Origin of the sequence: Anaerocolumna cellulosilytica (assembly GCF_014218335.1) — a bacterium.
Classification (GTDB): domain Bacteria; phylum Bacillota; class Clostridia; order Lachnospirales; family Lachnospiraceae; genus Anaerocolumna; species Anaerocolumna cellulosilytica.
Genome location: NZ_AP023367.1, coordinates 703,105 through 721,784 on the forward strand (window position 1 = coordinate 703,105; position 18,680 = coordinate 721,784).

The window sequence follows — 18,680 nt, forward strand, 5'->3', positions numbered from 1 at the left end:
AAAACACTAAATGAAAGGGAAATTTTTAATTTGAAAAGTATAGAGACTAAAAATCATGCAGATAAAATAAAAGAATTAATGGGGCAAGAAAGGCTGATTACAAAAGCAGAGAGGGAGTACATAGAAGACTGTATATATTTTAAAAATAATAAGAAAGTAATAGTGTTTATTTTCGTTGCTTTTTATATCATTGTATTTATACTAAGTGCTTTATTTTACTATTTGAGTTCATCATTAAAGAGCGGAATTATAGCATTTATTGTAGTAAATCTATATATGTTTGCTTGTATGTTGCCTACAAGATATCACATGGTTAAAACGTTTAAACAAGAAGAAATATGGGTAAGAGAAGCTTATTTGAAAGTTATGAACAAATACCATCTAGGGTGGTTTGAAATTAATGATAATGGAAAAGAGGAGGTTTTACTCATTAAGGCTACTGTAAGTGAAAAAATATATAGATATGATAAAGTAATAATAGTTAAAGTACATAAAACAGCTTATATATATAAAGCAAGAGACTAGTAATTATATTTTTCTATTGTGTCATACTTGCATTTACTTAATAATTTAATAAATAGCGGACTTATGTCTGTGCCATTTATAAAGGTTTATCTGTAATTGGTTATAGATTAGTGACATACTAAGATGAAGTTGGAAAAAATAGCAAATGAAGGATGCCGGAAAGTATCTCGATTGTAGAGTACGACATCCTCGCACTATGATGAAATATGTTATTCTTTGCTATCTTGTACATATTTAATGATATCTTGAATTTCACAATCTAAGATACTACATAATTCATTAATAGTATTTAATGTAACGCTACGATTATGTTTTAGATTGTCCAAGGTACCTCTGCTCAGTTTATAGTTTTTTATTAAGTAATAGGTTGTTATTTTCTTTCTTTTTAGAGTATCCCATAACGGGTCAAATACTATCATTTCAAACCACCTTTTATTTTTATTATATTGCCAAATATATGGGTTGAAAATTGCCGTATATTTGGGTATAATATGGACTATAATAAAAATGGAGGTGGGGTCATGTCGAGTACCGATCGAAAATTAAAAGTTTACCAATCGTATAATGCAAAAAATCAACATGTACCAGAGATAAGGTTTAAAGGAAAATGGCTGGAAGAGAATGGTTTTTATATAGGTTTGAATATTGAAATAGAAATACATGACAATATGCTGATAATAAAGCAAAAGGTATAAAAATCAATCTTTATTATTTTAAAAATTATCTAAAGTAGTACAAAATCTTTAAGATGATATTATTATAAAAGGAATAGCTGATATACAGCAAGTCTTAAATATAACGATAACAGAAAAGCCAAATGAGCATGCAAGAGCGTGTATTGAAGCCATCTTGGACACTGATTCGCCAAGTATATTCGACAAACGTGGTCTGTGCAATATAGAAATTGTTGAAAAAGAGACAAGTGCTATACTATTTAGGGGATATTCGGAAAATATAAAGTACATAGTGAACAACGGATTACACAAAGCACAAATACATCTAATATCATATAGTGCCAGGTTTGATTGTAAGTTATCCAGCCGTTCCTTTCAGGATGTCAGCGGTTCTCTTCAGAAAATAGCGTCTTTAGTAGCTGGTGAATATGCAGGAGCTTCCGTTGTATTTCGAGAACAGGGAAGCAAAGCAATTGGATACCCCATTTTTCAATATGACGAAACAGATTGGGAGTTTTTAAAAAGAATAGCCAGTAGGTGTCATCTGGTATTGATTGCGGACTCAGGTTCTAGTAATCCATCTGTTTATATTGGTACAGATACAGGAAGTGCTTATGATTTGCAATGTGCTGCTTATGAATACAGTGTTGCTGATGCATTTTATAAAATGGGAAGAGTGAGCAGCAACTATTCACAAGAACAATTTAAATGCCACAAAATTCGATATTATAAAAATCTACCCCTAGGAAAACTTGTCAGAATAAAAGAAGGAACTTACTATATCATAGAAAAGCATGCATCTATGAACCATAGTGAGGTAGTATTTGAATATACACTGGGTTCAAAATCAATGCTGTCTACGGATGTTGTTTATAACCAAAACCTATGTGGTCTGCAATTACAGGGTACGGTCACAGCGGTAATGGAAGACAAAGTAAAAGTTAAGCTTGATATGGACAAAAAGGAAGCAGGAGCCTACGCGTTCGATTGGTATCCAGAGGTGTCCAATATTATGTATTGTATGCCTGAGATAGGGGAACGGGTAAATTTGTACTTATATGATGGTAAGGGTGGCGGTGCGGCTGTAGTAAATTGTTTAAGAAGTAATGGCAGTACATGTGCCAATACGTCAAATCCTGCCCACAAGATATTTGAGTATAAAAATAAAAGTTATAAGATGCTTCCGGAGAATATGACTTTTGAAATAGCAGACGTTAATGGAAGCCAGCAGTTATTAGCGTTAAAGGATATGGAAGGAATCGTAGAAGATATTCTGAAGACAAGTAAGCTATCTGCGAAAAAGAAAATTAATTTAAATACACCAAATGGAAAAATTAACATACAAGCCCCTAGCCAAATTGAAATAAGGCAATCGGATTCGACGGGAGCTACGCTTTCTATTAATCAGACGATTGAGTGCGATGGAAAAACTGTGGATGTACAGGCTTCTTTAAGAATAGAATACCCGGCGTTTGATGATGCACCTGTAGCAGTTAAGAAACATTGGGGGAAATTATTGTTAAAAGTGCTGGCGGCTGTAGTTATCGTGGCGGTTGTGGCTTTGGTGGCAGGTTTAACTTTTGGTACAGGTGGATTAGCAGGTGCACTTATAGTTGCTAAGTTAGTTGCAGGCACTGCACTAATTGGGGGAGCAGTAGCTGCTGGTATTAGTATGAAAGTACAGTGGAGTAGTGATAAAAAAAATGGAATAAAAAGAGATTTTTTAGATTATCTATATTTGGGAGTGGATAAGTTTTGCACTGGAGCGATTATATCTGCACCTATGGGAATTCCAGGAGCTATGCCAATAATTTTGAAACTAGTAGCAGTAGCGGGAAGCAGTTATGGCTATCAAAGGGTTGATAATTGGCTTGATTCGAAATTCGGTCGAGATTATTATGATGAAGATTCCAATATGGCTCTAAATATTGTTTTTGATGTTTTTTTTGCTGGTTTAGGCGAAGGAATTACCGCAGGACTTAACCATTTATTTAGAAAGGGATTAGGAGCGTTATCGAATTTAAAATTGTCCAAGGCGGATACAAAAACATTAACTAAATTATGGAATGCAATTCCATTTGTTAAAAAACTATCAACCCAGGGGGCAGATGTAAACGTAAACAAACATTATATTCGTGAAGTACTTACTAAGGTATTGCCTGAGAAGTTGGAAAACTCAAAAATAATTTGGTATTTGATACTAGGAGGGAAAGAGGGAACAGGATTAGAGTCAGATAAACTGGGTGCAGATATTCCCACTTCATTATTTACAGATAGTGATTTCAATGGGCTTTTCGGTAAGCCTATAGGTTGGATAGAAGCTTTATTTAAAGATGAATCAGAATATGATGAGTCTTATTCTAAATATTCAGTTTTAAATAAGGAAAATGGAAATATGAAATGGATTGATATTGACGAAAATGGAAATCTTGTGTTTGATTAAGGTATCGAAATATGTACTTAGTAGGAAGGAAAATGGTAATGTGAGAAATAAAACTGGTATACACTATATTGAAAATAAGGAAGTACAATTATTAGAGCAAAAAAGGCTTATAACAAAAACTGAGAGGGAGTATATAAAAAAAAATTTAGATTTGAAAAAGCATAAGAAAGAAGTAATTGTTTTGTTGTTTATGTATTTTATTAGTGTATTATCATTAAGTACTTTGTTTTACTTTATAGATTCAATAAAGGGGGCAGTCTTAACATTTACTATAGTTAATTTATATACTGCTTTAGCAGTGGTGCCTGCAAGATATAAAATAATTAAGCTAATTAAGCATGAACAAATTTTTGTCAGAGAAGCTATTTTTTATTCTATAAATAGATACCATCATGCGTGTTTTGAGATTGTTAATGATGGAAAAAGAAAGTTTGTACATATGAGAGCGGACCTACATGATCCAATATATAAAGGCGATAAAGTAATACTTATAAAGATTAGACGTAATAGTTCCATTGTTTATCTTGCAAGAGAATAGAGGTAATAGGCGTAATATTGAATAAAATGAATTATGCCTATATCTAAATAAAATGTATCGTAAAATGATTCTTTGTTTACAACAAAGTGAAGTATCCGTTCTGATATATTTTAAATACGCTCCAGTAGTCCGATGTGGATATACGAAGCAAATGATATTCCTAGGATATAATAGTTAAAGTACATAAAACAGCTTATGTATATAAGGCAAGAGGCTAATAACCATATTTTTCTATTGTGTCATGGTAGATATAGAGTACAATCTTTTAAAAAGGCTCTTAAGCTATGTAGTTAAGAGCCTTTTTGAAAGATAGATTAATAATCTTTGTCCTCATTATCTAGTAACTGCTTCATTAATCGAGCACCAGTTTTCATACCAATGTTAAAGTATATTTCATTTAGCTCAGAAGTGTATTCATTAATATAAGTCTCGATTTGATAAAATCTTTTGTAATCTAATAATTTTCTTAGATTCTGAATCAAAGTGTGATAAGCAATTTCTTCCCTTTTAGTAAATGTATTGTGTGTAACATTTGAAGCTTTAGAGTCTCTAATCAATCGAGACAAATGATGTAATGATGATGAATTTAAGATATCTTTATAAGTATTCATATCCCACCCCGTTTTCTTTATGTAATAGAAAGTATATTAATATTGATTCAGTTGCAGTGCGTATATTTCTTCTATTTCATATTAACAAAGAAAGGAAAATTGTAATGTGAAAAAAAAATCTTCTAAATCAGATAAAAATGATGAAATTCAACTATTAACTCAAGAAAGATTAATAACAAAAGCAGAGCGGAATTACATAGAGGATAGATTAGATTTAAAAAAGTACAAAAAGATAGTATGTATTTGTTTAGCTCTATATTTTATTCTTATATTAGTATTATGCTCTTTTTTCTACTTTTTGGATTCCATTAAAAGTGCTTTCATGGTGTTTATAATTGTAAATTTATGTTTTGCACTAGCAGTGATACCTCCAAGATATCAAATGATTAAGTTATTTAAGCAGAAGGAAATTTGGGTTAGAGAAGCAGTTTATATTGGTATGAATAAATACCATAATATTTGGGTCGAAATTAATTATAATGGTTTAATAAAACAAGTATCTATGAGTGCTTCATTGCAAGAAAGGATATATAAGGGCGATAAAGTTATTATTATTACAACACGTAGTTTTAGAGGAATTTTTCTAGCAAGAGAATAGTGGAGGCTTTTTCATATAATTTGAAAGGCTGTAGTAATTTAGCAAAAGATGATAAAAGAAAGGGTGTCGAAAAGTATCTCGATTGTAGAGTACGACATCCTTGTACTATGATGATATATGTTTTCTTTGTTATTTCGTAGATATTTTGACAGTATTTACATAAAATGTTATAATATGTATCACTATTTAACAATAGGTATAAAATTCATATACTATTAAACAAACAACATGTAAACATACCAGGAGCGTAACTTATGATAAAAAAACGGTATACCATCAGTGCATTTGTTTTTACAATTCTTATCTTAATCTGTGTTAAATTTACAAATCAATTGATTACGATATCTGCGTCAACGAAATCTACTACTATCGCATTAAATATGACAAGTACATACCTGACAAAAGGAGAATCCACAACATTAAAAATAACAGGAACCCCTAAGAAAATCATCTGGACTTCTACAAATAAAAATATTGCAGTAGTTACAAGTGCCGGAAAAGTTACAGCAGTCGGATATGGAAATGCTTATATAAATGCTACTGTAAATAATAAAGATTATAAATGTAAAATTACTGTCGTAAATCCTGCAAAAATAACGTTTCAACCTACTTATACTACTGTATTTGTTAATGGAGATGAAATCAGTTTAAATCCGGTATCAAACCTTTATAGTGCATCTGATATAAAAAAGATGGGAATCAGCTATAAAGTTACCGGTAATACCACTGTTAAAATTAATAATACTGGAATGGTAACAGCGGACTCAGCCGGAGATTTCAAAGTTGTGGCCTCGGTACACGGTAAAAAGATTAAGACCATTGATATGAAGGCAGTTACTTATGATGGTTTTGTCGTTCCGGATTTGTGGCTTGAAACAAATATTGAAGAATATGTGGGTTTTGCAAAAGATATTCTGCCGCTAATGAAGGATGTTGAGATTATTTCAACAAACAATGAGATTGCTGTTGCGGAAAAAAGCTATCATATAGACTTAAACAGTAATTATAAGCGGTGTGAAGGCATCTATGTAAAAGGTATAAAAGAAGGAACCTGCTATATTAAAGTAACGGTAGCAGGTATCACAAAAGAATTAAAAGTAGTTGTTGGAGACGGATATGAAAAACTGGATCCTGTCGGTGCAGTCAAAAGCAATGATTTAAGTGGTTATACAGGTAAAGCACTGGATACGCTGACGGCAGTTAGGAAGTTTTTAGATGATAATAACTTATTTTCTTCAACCCTAAGCGACAAAGAAAAAGTTACCTTAATACAGACTTATCTGAATTCAACGTATAGCGGCAAATTTGTTGATGATACCTATAAAGATCTTATATCTGGGGTGATAATGACTGGTAGCGGGGTGTGTGCATCTTATGCAGAAACTTTTAGTTTTCTATGTGATATCATTGGAATAGAAGTATACTATTGTATTGGAAGTGCGGACAATGGAAGTGGATACGGATTTGCTGGACATGCCTGGAATAAGGCAAAGATTGATGGAACTTGGTATTATATAGATACTTATTGGAATGCAGGACTTAAAAGTTTTAAATACTTCTTATCAGAAAAACTTTGGGCTGATCATAGATTAATTGAAGAAGGATACTTTTTTGTAATTATGAATAGTGGTGTACCACCATATAGTAATTCATTGGAATAGTTAAACTGGTAAAAATGATTACAAAGGCCCTAATTGATTTACCCAAAAGTTAGACAAATAAATACGAGGCAATATAAAAAATGACTGTTATAACTTGACTATCAATAACATCCCACTATTACACAGAAGGTTCTACTGGGTAATAGCGGGATGATTCATAACTTCATAAAAAAGTTTAAGAATTATCTTTTCCATACTAACGTAACGTTGTATTGAATCTTACAATGTATAGGTTAGAATGGACATAAGTTTTATTAATACTTTTAGACTTGATTAAACTTCTGAAAGTAAGCATTTTGCAGAATTTACTCAATCTGCTAATATGGATTCATTCTATCAAATTTTTATTAAAGAGATAAGCTGTTATAATATATCTTTTAGGTGCGGGACCTATAAAATCAAAGGGGGAGCAGGTTGTCAGTGTTAACGTGGCACCAGGCTTAGGCACAATAACGGTTCTATCATCTTCATCAACTATACGAAATTTCTTGATCTTATAAAAAAATTCGCCTGCATAGGTATTGATAATTAACAAATCCCCTTTTTCCAGAGATTCAAGATTTCTGAATACAGTATCTCTATGCCCAGATAATACAGAATTATCATTCTCTCCAGGTAATACGCTGTCAGCATAATGACCTACACCCCTTTTTAACTCATTATCTTCTGTTCCTTCGTATACAGGCAAAGTAATTTTTAGTTTTGGAATACTAAGCTCACCTATTTTTTCACCTAATTCTGGTCTTACAGGATATAAGTTGTCCAAAGAGTTACTCTTTTCCTGGAGCTTAATATCTAACACATTCATTCGTTCTAAAATATAAGAAGAAAGGTTTTTATTTTCTGGAATTTCAGACCCGATTCTGTAATGCCAAAAGATATCTGCTGTGAAATCCTGTTGGCTATAGGATATTGTAGTATCGTCCGGTGTCAAGTTACCCATAGGATTTGTCTTGATAGGAATTGCAGCAAAATAACCGAGTATTATAGTCTTACGATGCAGTATAATTATATAATAATACAATTCTTAAAACTACAGGTTTTTGGTACTATAAATGGGATAAAAATCATATTCCTTATGAAATTATGTATATAGCAATACATACACGTGTCATTTTGTTATAAAAAACTAAAAACAAATTTCTTTGATAGTATCGGTTATTACTGAATTGTTACTTTCAGAAAAAAGGTGAATCTGAATGTCATTTATAATTTTTCTATTATAACGATTTGTATAATCCCCAAACTCTTTTCTCATCTCAGGCTGTCTCCTTAGTTTTTGGAGTCCTTGCTGGTAGAGTTGCTTAACCTGCTCAACAGGCAAATTAACCTGTTTTGCAATTGCTTTATAAGTCTGTTTTTCTATTGAAAAGCCTATTTTAAGAAGAATAATTTTCCGCTCTATTTGTGGGAGACAGAGTAAAGCATCATGTATTATTCTATTCTGTTCATTAATAATATAATGAGTCTCAGGTGATTTTTCATTTTGGGTTAAACAGGATTCCAAATAATCATCTGACTCATAATGCAATATATTTGTGCGGTTAATTAAATCAAGTATTCTGCATACAGATTCTATACTAAAGCCTGTCAATACGGATATTTCATGCTCCGTATATTGAATACCTTTCTTTTCTAATTCTGATATAGAATTTTTAACTTTATTTATTTGTGCCGCATAGTACGGAGATACGGTACTTTTATAATTACTAACGTAATCAGTAAGTTCATGAACGATATAACTATAAAAGTAGGTAGTAGGTTTACTGAGGGCAGGATCATATGTCTGCAAAGCATTTAATATACCTAATACACCTTGCTGCATAAGTTCTTCCCAGTCACTTTTATAACTGGCATAACGGGTGTTTATGATATAGCTAATAAATTTTGTATAATCATTTATAATTTCTGCCGTTCCAGCTTCACGAATTTCGGAATTCGAGGAATGATACCTGTACATCTGCTCAGTGATATCGTTCTTGGGCAAATCTTTTCCCATGTTAATTGTTTCATCAGCTATAATGTTTACACATTCTCTCAACGATTCGTCATAAGTATTAATTTGCATATATAGACCCTCCTAGATGGATAACTTTTGATAATTACTTAAGATAGATTAGATTCAAACCGCAATTGGGTTCAATCTATTTTAGTAATTGATAGAATATTTTTGACATGTTACTAAGAATTGAAATGGAATAAAAGATGCTGTGATTTAAAACCAGGGTATAACCTATCTCCTAGCATTACTAGTGATGAACATTGTAAGGGTAATAGTTAGAATATAAAATTATTTTTTATACTTAACATAATGCTACCAGGCTATATTGATTTTTGTTTTCATGATTATGGTACTACGACATAGCTTAAGAATGGTACAACGTGTTATTTAGTATTTTTTATATTTAATATGATAAAAAAGAAAAAATAGATTCTTTCTATACAAGTTTTTCAGAAAGTATAGCTTTCCATATAAGAGATATGGAAACTCCACTTATAGATAGTTCTTACTATTAAATCAGTCTTTATCAAACATTCATGACAATGGAATAAGCTTGTACAGAAAAAGTTTTTTGGTGTCTTTTAGTCATACTACTATTGTTCAATCATCAGGGTAAAGAGATCTACTATAAGTACTTGTCTAATTCTGATTTATCTGAAAGGAGATTTTATGATGAAAAATAAGATTCTAAAAGCTTTTTGTAGTATGACTCTTCTTTGGGCAGCTATATTACTGCCGGCTTTCGTTAGCTTTTGGCAAACCATAGGAATTGTTATTGCGTTAGCTGGTCTGGAAGGAGCGGTATTCTTAGGAAAAAGGAAGTCCGGTAACTGGGTGATAGTCACATATATCGCATCTATATTGGCCTTAGTATTCATAAAAACTTATGAATTAACATTACTTGGGGCTGTTATTTTAGGCGGAATCCTTAGTTTATTCCTAGTTATTTCCTATATAATAAAATTAATATTTAGGAAGCGGATACGTAATAAAATAGTTCTTAATATAATTCCTCTGGTAGCTCTTATATGTTCAGGATGTGTGAGTTTTATCCTATTCCAACATGAATACGCAAAGTATAATACAACTACATTTAATCCGGATGTAATTATGTTCTTAGAAGGTAAGGAGGTGGCTTTTGGTGAGTTTCTTTTATATGCTACAAATGTATACCAAAATTATAATGCTGCATATGGAACGAATATTTGGTCACAGCTAGTTACTGATGAAGAAGGAAATGAATTTACATTTGAGGAACAGACAAAGCAAGTAATCATTGAACAAATAAGGTTAACGAAGTTGTTGTATATAAAAAAGGACGAATATCTGATTAGCTTAAGTCAAGATGAGTTAAAACTATTAAAAGCTGATGCAAATGAGTATTTCAAAGGGTTAGCTTCTTCTGGTATTACAGCTGATATAGTGTCTGAAAAAAATGTTGAAGCATTTTACATAGAAAATGCGATTTCTCAAAAAGTATATAATAAGATTATTGAGAATATAGATGTTAGCAAAATGTCAGAAGAGGAAGCTGAAAATGCTCGTATAGACGCTTTTACAGTAGAATATGATATGATAACCCGAGAATTGAATCCTAATTGGGATTACAAAAAAGACGTTAATATGGAGGCATTGATTCAAATATCTTTTGCTGAGCTGGCTGGCAGTAATCCTTTAAGTACACAAGAAACCACGACTAACTATTCCAATTAGTTAGCTTGATTATAACAGAAGAAATAAAAAATGACAACCCTATTATTGGAAAAAGTAGAAAATACACATTACTGTTAAAGATAGGAATTTTAATACTTATGAGAGATTTAATTTTTTATATAACTATAGTATTGTTATTTAGTGTAACTATAGTTTTAGTATTACAGTTATTAAGTGTTGCATTAAAAAATAAACGTATTTTTTCCTACAGGAGTAATAAGATATTAAAGGGAAAGGAGCGTTTGTTGCCTGCCTTGTTATTTTTGGCTGCTTTACTGTGGGCATTACTTTATTTGATTATTACATAGATAAAGAGATTATAAAGCAATTAAAGCTGAGCGGAAAAAAGCTCTATAAATTTCCTTCATACACTCATATAAAACATTTTACAAGTTGTATGTGCAACAATAGCAGCAATAGTGTATATTGTTGCATAAAACTGGTAACATGTCTTTCAGGCAGTGTATAACAGAAAATAATAGAGCTTTTTCTGCATTCACTATTCTTGTAACCCTCTTTATTAGTAAAATTGAGATTAACTCACCTCTATATCTGATTTCGGAACAATCTTAAAGTCATCGTTTAGACACAATACCATTTTAGAGATAACATTATATGATAAGTCCAAATCCATAGTTTCCGGACTTATCATTATATTTTCATACCAAGTAGTATCTTCATCATTTTTCGTACAGATACTTAGAAACATAGGCAGTTTTTCAAGTATACAGAGTTTTTGTAGTTCCTGAACCTTCTGTTTTATTGTATCATTATACGTTGCTTGCTTATCAAAAGACGTTTTCATATTATAAGTCATATCCTTTCCGGTACCTGCAATCTTAGATTACAGTACCTTATAATATAAATTTAATGTGCTCCATGTAAGAACTATTATTTATTCAATTATTTGAATTGTATTTTTGATTATATTATTTATTTCTATTTTGATACTTTGTGCCTCTTTGGAAGATGGAAAGTTAGCAGTTTCATAAATCCAAATTAGAAAATCTACGTATGTAGCAGGATCATATTTTACAATATGATTTAAGTCATCCAGAGTGGGATACCAATCACCAGCTTTGCATTCAGCAGTATCAGCTATTTCGTATAAAGTATTCATCTCTTCAAAGGTCATTATTAAGACATTATCTAATCTTTTCATATTATAGTCGCTTCAATAGAAACATATCCTTTCTATATAATATAGTTTTTACAACGCAATCCATTAATTTGTTATCTTTAGGCTTGTTTAAAATAAACGTACTTTTTTAAATGCTTAGAAATAAGCAAAAAGTCAAGAGTAGCAGATGTGTAATACTTTTAGAATATAAAATTAAATACACGAGATTTAACTTTAAGGCGATATAATCGATAATAATAGAAGAATTTAGAATCGTTGTATTCATCATCACACGAAGCCTGTTTTCCAGTTCTTTTTTTCAATAAAGTAATCTTAGGAATCATTTTTCCAATGGTATTTTTATACTTATAGTAATGATAAAAAAAGTTGCTTTTTTGCTCGTCCGGTAAAGAGGTATGTAAAAATTCTAATGGGCTTTCATAGAATGCAGTACAAATAGACATTAAATGATATTTTCTGAGCGTATGAATTCCTTTTGAACCCGCAAAATGTTCATATAGTTCCTTAATGGTTGAAAAATCGGAGTTTTGTTCTAACATATATAAGAAGCAAATATTTGATTTCAATATGCCATCAGTATTGGATAGAAAGCTTTTGGGAAAACGTTTTAATCTACGTTCTAGTATATCTTTGTATATTTGGAGAACTAAATTTCTCGCGTCATATTTAACTTGTTCCGGATAAAGTAAATGGGCTAAATATTTTATCTGTAAGGTACTGTCTAGTTCAATAGGAAAATTTATGTAGGCTAGTATTTCATTTAATTTGAGTGATTTCAAGAGAGAGAGAGAAATCTTTGATTCGACCTCCTGTGGACTCCAACCCAAATAGGTTTTAAAGGAGTACCGAATAACATCTAAAGCCAATTGTTCATTGGTATAGGAATCCCAGTTGAAAAAAAATTTTGATATATTTATTTTTTGATTAAGCAATATGGCTTCATATTCAATTATTACATTTTTGCTTATTGGTTTCATTTTTTTAATGCACATTTCAGGCATTACTCCTCTCAATTTATTCAGTAATATAATGAAAGATTTCAATAGATTTTTTTTCTCTATACAACATTTTACGAGTACATATCAGTTTTTATCATACAGGATATCTAATTTATAGAGTATTTTTGAGATATTTATTCTAGGGATATTCTGTTTTCGGGTTCTAATTCTTAGTGTATATTCAGAAGAAGCTAAAAGAACCTACAGGTTATGAATATATAGTTATTATATCTGTATAGAATTTTTAATGTGAACCTACTTTAAGCTTCATTTTTATCATACTAAAGTATATTTGTAATTATTAATTTGTGGAGGATACGGATGATTAAAGAGATAGTGAAAGATCAGGAGAAACTCAAAGCTCCATGTAAAAAAGCAACAAAGAATGACTTAGGGTTGATAAAAGATTTAATTGATACAGCAGAGTTTCATAAAGAAAGATGTCTAGGGTTGGCAGCCAATCAATTAGGCTATGACAAATGTATAATTATAGTAGCAGATATGGAAGGAAAGTGGATTTCAATGGTTAATCCAATAATAATTCATAAATCAACGGAACAATACAGTCATGAGGAAAGCTGTTTATCACTGGATGGATACCGAAAAGTGACTCGCTTTAAAAGTGTGGATGTTATTTATTTTGATAAGAAAATGAAAATCCAGAAGATGAGATACTTTGGAAGATTGGCAGCAGAGATTCAACATGAGATAGATCATTTAAATGGTATATTGATTTAGCTATTTCGTATAATTGAAATTTAAAGGGTATTTTCTATTAGCAATAAATCATATATGTAAATTACTACAAAATAATAATTTACAATTTATTGTAAAATTTGATAAATAGTGGTATTATTAGAGGGTAGCATATAGAAAATAATTTTCTTACCTAGACTAGAAAGATATATGCTAATTTCTAATGGCTGAGTAATATATTTAACAATGTATTTAGGCTATACTTCGGTTACATAAGGGTATGAAAAAATAAATGCAAAGAAGGGATGAAATGATTGTGAGTGGGTTAAAAAGAGTAGTAAAAGCGTTATTATGTATAATTTTATTAGTTGGTGTTGTAATTATAGGAGCAGAAAACTTTACAACAGTTAGTGCAGAAGTAAAACCGACTGCAAGTGTTACAAAGAAAACACTGTATGTAAAAGGTAGTCCATATACCATAAAGGTAAACAATGCTTCAGCAAAGGCGGTTATTACTTATTCATCTAGTAATAAAGCAGTTGCCACTGTTAGCAAATCAGGTGTGATTACGCCTGTAAAGACAGGGACTGCTACTGTAACTGTAAAAGTAGTTCAAAATGGAAGTACCTATAATTCTAAGATAGCAGTGGCTGTGAAGGAATCAAAAGTAATCAGTTATTTACAATATGGAACCAAAGAAGTGACAGAATGTTATGATAACGAAGATTATAATTTAGGAGTATATTTTCCTGATTTGGAAAACTATAAGTACTCCTATACTTTAAGTGACAGTGCTATCATTGATATTACTAAAAGTCATGAAAATGATGGAATCTACAAAATTTACTTTAAAACATTAAAACTTGGTAGTGTTACCATTACCGTGAAAGAAAATTTTACGGGTTTATCTTACAGTAAAAAAATTAATGTAGTAAATTCGGACTCGGATGTAGAGTATAAAGGAGAAATGATAACGTTCGGATGCTATCCCCAATCAGAAGTAGTGGGAATAGAGCTGACGGATGAAATCGTGAATGCAGATTATAATGACAATGAGGCTACCATAAATGGTGTTAAATATCTTAGAATTACTTATCGAGATGTCAAATACACAATGAATAGCTCTTATAAGTGGAATTGGGAACAAGAAAGAACCGAAGTTCCGTATCACTATTTCAGATATGAACCGATTGCTTGGCGTGTATTAAATGATGATAATGGGACATTATTGTTAGTATCAGATAAAATTTTATATAATGAAAACTATAATAATGCAAGTGAAGCAATAACTTGGGAGAAAGCCTCTATAAGAAATGAATTAAACACCATGTTTTTGCATCAGGCTTTTAGCGAAAATGAACAAAAAAGCATTTTGACGACAACAGTAGAGAATAAAGACACAAAAACAGTTTTTCGCTATGATGAAGAAAAGAATAAGATAATTGAGGATACCAGTAATGGTAAGGGGGGTAAAGGTGGGAAAAGTACGAAGGATAAAGTGTTTTTATTGTCATTGGAGGAGACATTGAATCCACAGTATTGGACTGGTATTAAGAAAAATTCCAATATGCTACAGCGTGCTGAATTTTTAAATAGCAGAATGGCGTATTGTAGTGACTACGCATTGTTTTCCGGTTGTATAGCAAATTCTAAATCTCGTAGCAGCCAATGGATGCTTCGGTCTCCGGCCGAAAGCAATTATTTTGTATCTGGAGTTTCATTTTTAGGAGACGTCAGCAGCTATGGAGCTGACTCGTGGACGGCTTATTTTGGCATTCGACCTGCAATTAAAATTAAAAGAAGTGAATTAAATAGATAATTGAATTGAAAGAGGGTGTACGGCAATACCAAACTTTGGATTACGTTAACTTTGAACTATAGTCAAGTAAGTAGACACGATTATTAGAAAAAACTTTCTGGAAACAGTTACTAAGCTTGATTCCAGAAGAGTTCCTCCTTTTCATTGGGTGTTAGCATTCCAAGAGAACTGTGTGGTCTTCTGGAGTTATAGAAACCTTCAATATACTCAAATACAGATAGCTGCAGCTCCTGTAAAGAGTAATAGGTTTTTCGGTTGGTTTCTTCTTTTTTCAAATATTTGAAGAAACATTCACAGCAGGCATTGTCGAAGGGATAACCTTTCTTAGAAAATGACTGCACTACATTAAGAGAATCCAATAACTGTCTGAATGAAAATGCAGTATATTGAGATCCCCGATCAGAGTGGAACATGAGGCCTGTAGGGTATTTCCTTTTATCATAAGCTTTTTTGAATGCAGTCATTACCAAAGTGACATCAGGTCTTGCTGAAATGTTCCAGGAAATGATTTTGCGAGAAAATAGATCCATTACAATACAGAGATAATACCATTTCCCAGAAACTTTGATATAAGTGAAATCACTTGCCCAGACAATGTCAGGGGATTTCTGGTTGAACTCCTGATGGAGATGATTGGTGCAATTGCCAGTATCTTTATGCCGATAGTTACGATATGGCTTCACCGTTGACATTCGTGGTAATTGAAGTGTTTTCATCAGGCGGTACACTCGTCCAACACTGATGTGAATGCCATGATCACGCTGGAGGACATAAGTAATCTTATATGCACCAAGACGCTTGTTATAATCGGCGTAGATATGGAGAATCCGTTTGGCTATCTCCTGATTTTCCTTGGTGCGTTCAGCAGGTACTGAGTGAAAATGCTTATAATAGGTACTTCTGTTTACACCTAATACATTGCAAAGAATCTTTATGTCATGCTGAAAACGAAGCTTATGAACAGCATCTAATCGTTGCTGGAGTGTGGCGTGAAGATGGCAATCGCTTTTTTTAGTATGAGGAGTTCCTCCTCAAGCTGAGCATTGCGTTTTTGAAGATCCTTCACTTGTTTGGCGGTCAAGACCTCGCCATCATCCGTTTTGACGGTTGAGTATTGCTTGATCCAACGGGTAAGAGCGGTTAGGGAAACACCGTATTCTTTACAGAGAGCAGCCTGTGTTTTACCGCCAGATTGATAAAGGTTAACGAGAGTACGTTTGAAGTCCTCGTCATACCGTGTTCCAGTTTTACTTGTGGACATGAGTAGATACCTCCTTTTTTTGTCTACTTAATTGTAATATATGGTTACTTATCGTGTCCACTTTTATAATATAGATCCAGCTGATTATTATGGAAATATTGCAAGTGTAGATGGTGTTAAATATTTAAGAGTTACTTATAAGGATGTTTATTATAGGATTAATAATTCATATAAATGGAATTGGGAAAAGGAAAAAGAAGAAGTTCCATATCATTATTTTAGATATGAACCAATTTCTTGGCGTGTATTGAATGAAGAAAACGGAATATTGTTGTTAGTTTCAGATAGAGTTTTATACTCTGATAACTATAATAATGCAAGTGAAGCAATAACTTGGGAAAAATCCTCTATAAGGAATGAATTGAATACCGTTTTTTGGAACAGGCCTTTAGTGATAGTGAACAAAAGGATATTTTAACGGCGACATTAGAGAATAAAGATACAAAAACTGTTTTTCGCTTTGATAATGAAAATAAAAAAATAGTAGAAGATATTAGTAATGGTAAGGGAGGAAAAGGAGGAAAAACGACAAAAGACAAGGTGTTTTTATTGTCTTTGGATGAAGCATTAAATCCACAGTATTGGTCAGGTATTAAGACGAATTATGATTTGTTTCAACGCGCTAACTCTTTAAATGATAGAATTGCTTATTGTACAGATTACGCCCTATTTTCAGGTTGTACTATAGATTCAAAGATATTAAGTAGTGATTGGATGTTGAGGTCACCGGCTGAGAGCAATTATTTTGTGTCAGGAGTTTCATTCTTAGGAAATGTCAGTAGCTATGGAGCCGATTCGTGGACTACTTATTTCGGAATTCGTCCTGCAATCAAAATCAAAAGAAGTGAGTTGTATAAGTAATTGAATTTTTTGAAAGAGGTGTAGACAATACATCTATTCTAAGTTATTCGTAAATCTTATCATCTAGCTATGGTCTTTCAGGAACCTGCAAACTGTGGAATGCGTAACCTTATAAAAATAATTTTTAATTATGCTGTATGCGTTTGCAAATAATAATTAATCACATGAATGATATTTTTGATAAGTGGCAGAATCGTATTTTACAAGAGTCATCTAGGGAGAAACACCATTCATCTACATGATTGGGCTTAAATCACTATTGTCGGTTAGTCAAACATATGTTACAGCATTCCCTTAAGACATTAATGAGAGTAGTTCTAGGAGTCCAGCATAGAGGTCTCATCGGAAAGTTGTTATAATCACTTTGGTTATATATATTTTAGCTGTTTTGAAAAGTCATCAAAAGAAAAGAAACAATGTGTAGCATAAAAATGTTCATTGTCCTTGTGATGGCTACGCTCTACTTTACCATTATGCCTTGGTGTAGATGGACAGATTATTTTATGTCTTATCCCTAAATATTGCAACTTCTTTTCAAACAGGGATGAAATCTGTTGTGGCTACTAAATCTTTGTGTAGATTTATCCATTATCTGTTTTAAATAAACTCAATAGACATAGGAAAGGCATTAACTAGATGCTTCAGGAATTGAGTAGAAGTATAGATGCTAGCTTCATTTAAGATTCTACAAAACGAAATCTAGAGTACTTATCAATTGCAGTATATTGATAGAATTTTTGCCCTTTTGCAATCACCAACAGCACAAACAGCCAGAGCATACTTTACGTCGACTTTATTGCGCTGTCTCGGGTACTTTATCCGCTCATAAGATTTTGGAATATATTCAGGGTTAGCTGGTTTAATAGACATTAATTTTCCTTTTCTAAGAAAGCAGTATTAGCTAGGGATAGATTTTTGATGTCCGCGTAGGATAAGTTTCACCTAGAAAACAACAAGGTCTCGTTGGATTACGTCATTGCATAACATGAATAGTTTTATTTCACTTCTGAATGTTGGTATGGGTATTAATGAGGTCTACTGGATAGTTATCGTTATGATTCGATAGAGACATCAAAGCGACGTTTCCAGCGATAAATGTATTACCGGTTAGTTTTGTATTTGATAGTAGCTTTGGTTAC

General features: G+C 32.0%; 20 protein-coding genes. 11 read left to right on the forward strand and 9 right to left on the reverse strand.

What is annotated here, in order from left to right:
* Nucleotides 1–30 precede the first annotated feature (30 nt).
* Nucleotides 31–525, forward strand: coding sequence for a hypothetical protein (locus acsn021_RS03175; protein WP_184096205.1), 495 nt, complete (start codon nt 31–33; stop codon nt 523–525).
* Between the two features lie 209 nt (nt 526–734).
* Here acsn021_RS03175 and acsn021_RS03180 read toward each other — a convergent pair whose 3' ends face one another.
* Nucleotides 735–944: a helix-turn-helix domain-containing protein gene (locus acsn021_RS03180; RefSeq protein WP_184096207.1), complete on the reverse strand. Its 210-nt coding sequence runs from the start codon at nt 942–944 to the stop codon at nt 735–737.
* A 102-nt stretch (nt 945–1,046) separates the two neighbouring features.
* On the opposite strand from acsn021_RS03180, the gene acsn021_RS03185 reads away from it, so the two are divergent.
* From acsn021_RS03185 to acsn021_RS03195, 3 genes are all read left to right on the forward strand, one after another.
* Nucleotides 1,047–1,220 (forward strand): SymE family type I addiction module toxin, encoded by a 174-nt coding sequence (locus acsn021_RS03185; RefSeq protein ID WP_185264958.1) that lies wholly within the window; start codon nt 1,047–1,049, stop codon nt 1,218–1,220.
* 154 nt (nt 1,221–1,374) lie between these two features.
* Entirely contained in the window at nt 1,375–3,642 is a 2,268-nt protein-coding gene (locus acsn021_RS03190) for a hypothetical protein (protein WP_185264959.1), read from the forward strand.
* A 40-nt stretch (nt 3,643–3,682) separates the two neighbouring features.
* On the forward strand, nt 3,683–4,180 hold the full coding sequence (locus tag acsn021_RS03195) for a hypothetical protein (protein WP_184096012.1): 498 nt from the start codon (nt 3,683–3,685) through the stop codon (nt 4,178–4,180).
* 314 nt (nt 4,181–4,494) lie between these two features.
* On the opposite strand, the gene acsn021_RS03200 is transcribed toward acsn021_RS03195, so the two are convergent.
* The gene (locus acsn021_RS03200) at nt 4,495–4,791 is read right to left on the reverse strand and encodes a hypothetical protein (protein ID WP_184096014.1); all 297 of its coding nucleotides are present in this window, start codon (nt 4,789–4,791) and stop codon (nt 4,495–4,497) included.
* 106 nt (nt 4,792–4,897) lie between these two features.
* On the opposite strand from acsn021_RS03200, the gene acsn021_RS03205 reads away from it, so the two are divergent.
* Nucleotides 4,898–5,389 carry a hypothetical protein gene (locus acsn021_RS03205; RefSeq protein WP_184096016.1) on the forward strand — a complete coding sequence of 164 codons (492 nt, stop codon included), beginning with the start codon at nt 4,898–4,900 and terminating at the stop codon, nt 5,387–5,389.
* 254 nt (nt 5,390–5,643) lie between these two features.
* A complete protein-coding gene (locus acsn021_RS03210) occupies nt 5,644–7,050 on the forward strand; it encodes a transglutaminase domain-containing protein (protein ID WP_184096018.1) in 1,407 nt (468 codons plus the stop codon).
* Between the two features lie 328 nt (nt 7,051–7,378).
* On the opposite strand, the gene acsn021_RS03215 is transcribed toward acsn021_RS03210, so the two are convergent.
* Together acsn021_RS03215 and acsn021_RS03220 are read right to left on the reverse strand one after the other, a co-directional pair.
* On the reverse strand, nt 7,379–7,993 hold the full coding sequence (locus acsn021_RS03215) for a class D sortase (RefSeq protein ID WP_207725206.1): 615 nt from the start codon (nt 7,991–7,993) through the stop codon (nt 7,379–7,381).
* A gap of 186 nt (nt 7,994–8,179) precedes the next feature.
* A complete protein-coding gene (locus acsn021_RS03220) occupies nt 8,180–9,118 on the reverse strand; it encodes a sigma-70 family RNA polymerase sigma factor (protein WP_184096020.1) in 939 nt (312 codons plus the stop codon).
* 603 nt (nt 9,119–9,721) lie between these two features.
* Between acsn021_RS03220 and acsn021_RS03225 the strand changes: the two genes are divergently transcribed.
* Both acsn021_RS03225 and acsn021_RS03230 read left to right on the forward strand, forming a co-directional pair.
* Entirely contained in the window at nt 9,722–10,765 is a 1,044-nt protein-coding gene (locus tag acsn021_RS03225; RefSeq protein ID WP_184096022.1) for a hypothetical protein, read from the forward strand.
* Between the two features lie 98 nt (nt 10,766–10,863).
* Entirely contained in the window at nt 10,864–11,073 is a 210-nt protein-coding gene (locus acsn021_RS03230; protein WP_184096024.1) for a hypothetical protein, read from the forward strand.
* Nucleotides 11,074–11,300: 227 nt separating this feature from the next.
* Here acsn021_RS03230 and acsn021_RS03235 read toward each other — a convergent pair whose 3' ends face one another.
* The 3 genes from acsn021_RS03235 to acsn021_RS03245 all read right to left on the reverse strand — a co-directional run bounded on the left by acsn021_RS03235 (nt 11,301) and on the right by acsn021_RS03245 (nt 12,898).
* A complete protein-coding gene (locus acsn021_RS03235; protein WP_184096026.1) occupies nt 11,301–11,582 on the reverse strand; it encodes a hypothetical protein in 282 nt (93 codons plus the stop codon).
* Nucleotides 11,583–11,660: 78 nt separating this feature from the next.
* Nucleotides 11,661–11,927: a hypothetical protein gene (locus acsn021_RS03240; RefSeq protein ID WP_184096028.1), complete on the reverse strand. Its 267-nt coding sequence runs from the start codon at nt 11,925–11,927 to the stop codon at nt 11,661–11,663.
* A 158-nt stretch (nt 11,928–12,085) separates the two neighbouring features.
* Nucleotides 12,086–12,898, reverse strand: a complete 813-nt coding sequence (locus acsn021_RS03245; RefSeq protein WP_184096030.1) for a hypothetical protein — start codon at nt 12,896–12,898, stop codon at nt 12,086–12,088.
* Between the two features lie 327 nt (nt 12,899–13,225).
* Between acsn021_RS03245 and acsn021_RS03250 the strand changes: the two genes are divergently transcribed.
* Both acsn021_RS03250 and acsn021_RS03255 read left to right on the forward strand, forming a co-directional pair.
* Nucleotides 13,226–13,642 carry a peptide deformylase gene (locus tag acsn021_RS03250; protein WP_184096031.1) on the forward strand — a complete coding sequence of 139 codons (417 nt, stop codon included), beginning with the start codon at nt 13,226–13,228 and terminating at the stop codon, nt 13,640–13,642.
* Between the two features lie 274 nt (nt 13,643–13,916).
* Complete coding sequence (locus acsn021_RS03255) at nt 13,917–15,419, forward strand: DUF6273 domain-containing protein (protein ID WP_184096033.1); 1,503 nt, start codon at nt 13,917–13,919, stop codon at nt 15,417–15,419.
* Nucleotides 15,420–15,529: 110 nt separating this feature from the next.
* Here the strand turns inward: acsn021_RS03255 and acsn021_RS03260 are convergent.
* Nucleotides 15,530–16,680 (reverse strand): IS3 family transposase gene (locus acsn021_RS03260; protein ID WP_243168001.1). Its coding sequence is split into 2 segments (ribosomal slippage): nt 15,530–16,422 and nt 16,422–16,680, totalling 1,152 coding nucleotides; the frame shifts between segments, so codons are not numbered across the junction.
* A 375-nt stretch (nt 16,681–17,055) separates the two neighbouring features.
* Between acsn021_RS03260 and acsn021_RS03270 the strand changes: the two genes are divergently transcribed.
* The gene (locus tag acsn021_RS03270; RefSeq protein WP_184095253.1) at nt 17,056–17,541 is read left to right on the forward strand and encodes a DUF6273 domain-containing protein; all 486 of its coding nucleotides are present in this window, start codon (nt 17,056–17,058) and stop codon (nt 17,539–17,541) included.
* A gap of 368 nt (nt 17,542–17,909) precedes the next feature.
* Here acsn021_RS03270 and acsn021_RS22795 read toward each other — a convergent pair whose 3' ends face one another.
* Entirely contained in the window at nt 17,910–18,068 is a 159-nt protein-coding gene (locus acsn021_RS22795) for an integrase core domain-containing protein (protein ID WP_243167968.1), read from the reverse strand.
* Nucleotides 18,069–18,680 lie beyond the last annotated feature (612 nt).

Bases quoted from the DNA above. Each gene is read 5' to 3' on its own strand.
- acsn021_RS03220 (WP_184096020.1), bottom strand. From the start codon at position 9,118: ATGCAAATTAATACTTATGACGAATCGTTGAGAGAATGTGTAAACATT.
- acsn021_RS03210 (WP_184096018.1), top strand. From the start codon at position 5,644: ATGATAAAAAAACGGTATACCATCAGTGCATTTGTTTTTACAATTCTT.
- acsn021_RS03250 (WP_184096031.1), top strand. From the start codon at position 13,226: ATGATTAAAGAGATAGTGAAAGATCAGGAGAAACTCAAAGCTCCATGT.
- acsn021_RS03185 (WP_185264958.1), top strand. From the start codon at position 1,047: ATGTCGAGTACCGATCGAAAATTAAAAGTTTACCAATCGTATAATGCA.
- acsn021_RS03225 (WP_184096022.1), top strand. From the start codon at position 9,722: ATGATGAAAAATAAGATTCTAAAAGCTTTTTGTAGTATGACTCTTCTT.
- acsn021_RS03245 (WP_184096030.1), bottom strand. From the start codon at position 12,898: ATGTGCATTAAAAAAATGAAACCAATAAGCAAAAATGTAATAATTGAA.
- acsn021_RS03180 (WP_184096207.1), bottom strand. From the start codon at position 944: ATGATAGTATTTGACCCGTTATGGGATACTCTAAAAAGAAAGAAAATA.
- acsn021_RS03200 (WP_184096014.1), bottom strand. From the start codon at position 4,791: ATGAATACTTATAAAGATATCTTAAATTCATCATCATTACATCATTTG.
- acsn021_RS03230 (WP_184096024.1), top strand. From the start codon at position 10,864: ATGAGAGATTTAATTTTTTATATAACTATAGTATTGTTATTTAGTGTA.
- acsn021_RS03215 (WP_207725206.1), bottom strand. From the start codon at position 7,993: ATGGGTAACTTGACACCGGACGATACTACAATATCCTATAGCCAACAG.
- acsn021_RS03235 (WP_184096026.1), bottom strand. From the start codon at position 11,582: ATGACTTATAATATGAAAACGTCTTTTGATAAGCAAGCAACGTATAAT.
- acsn021_RS03240 (WP_184096028.1), bottom strand. From the start codon at position 11,927: ATGAAAAGATTAGATAATGTCTTAATAATGACCTTTGAAGAGATGAAT.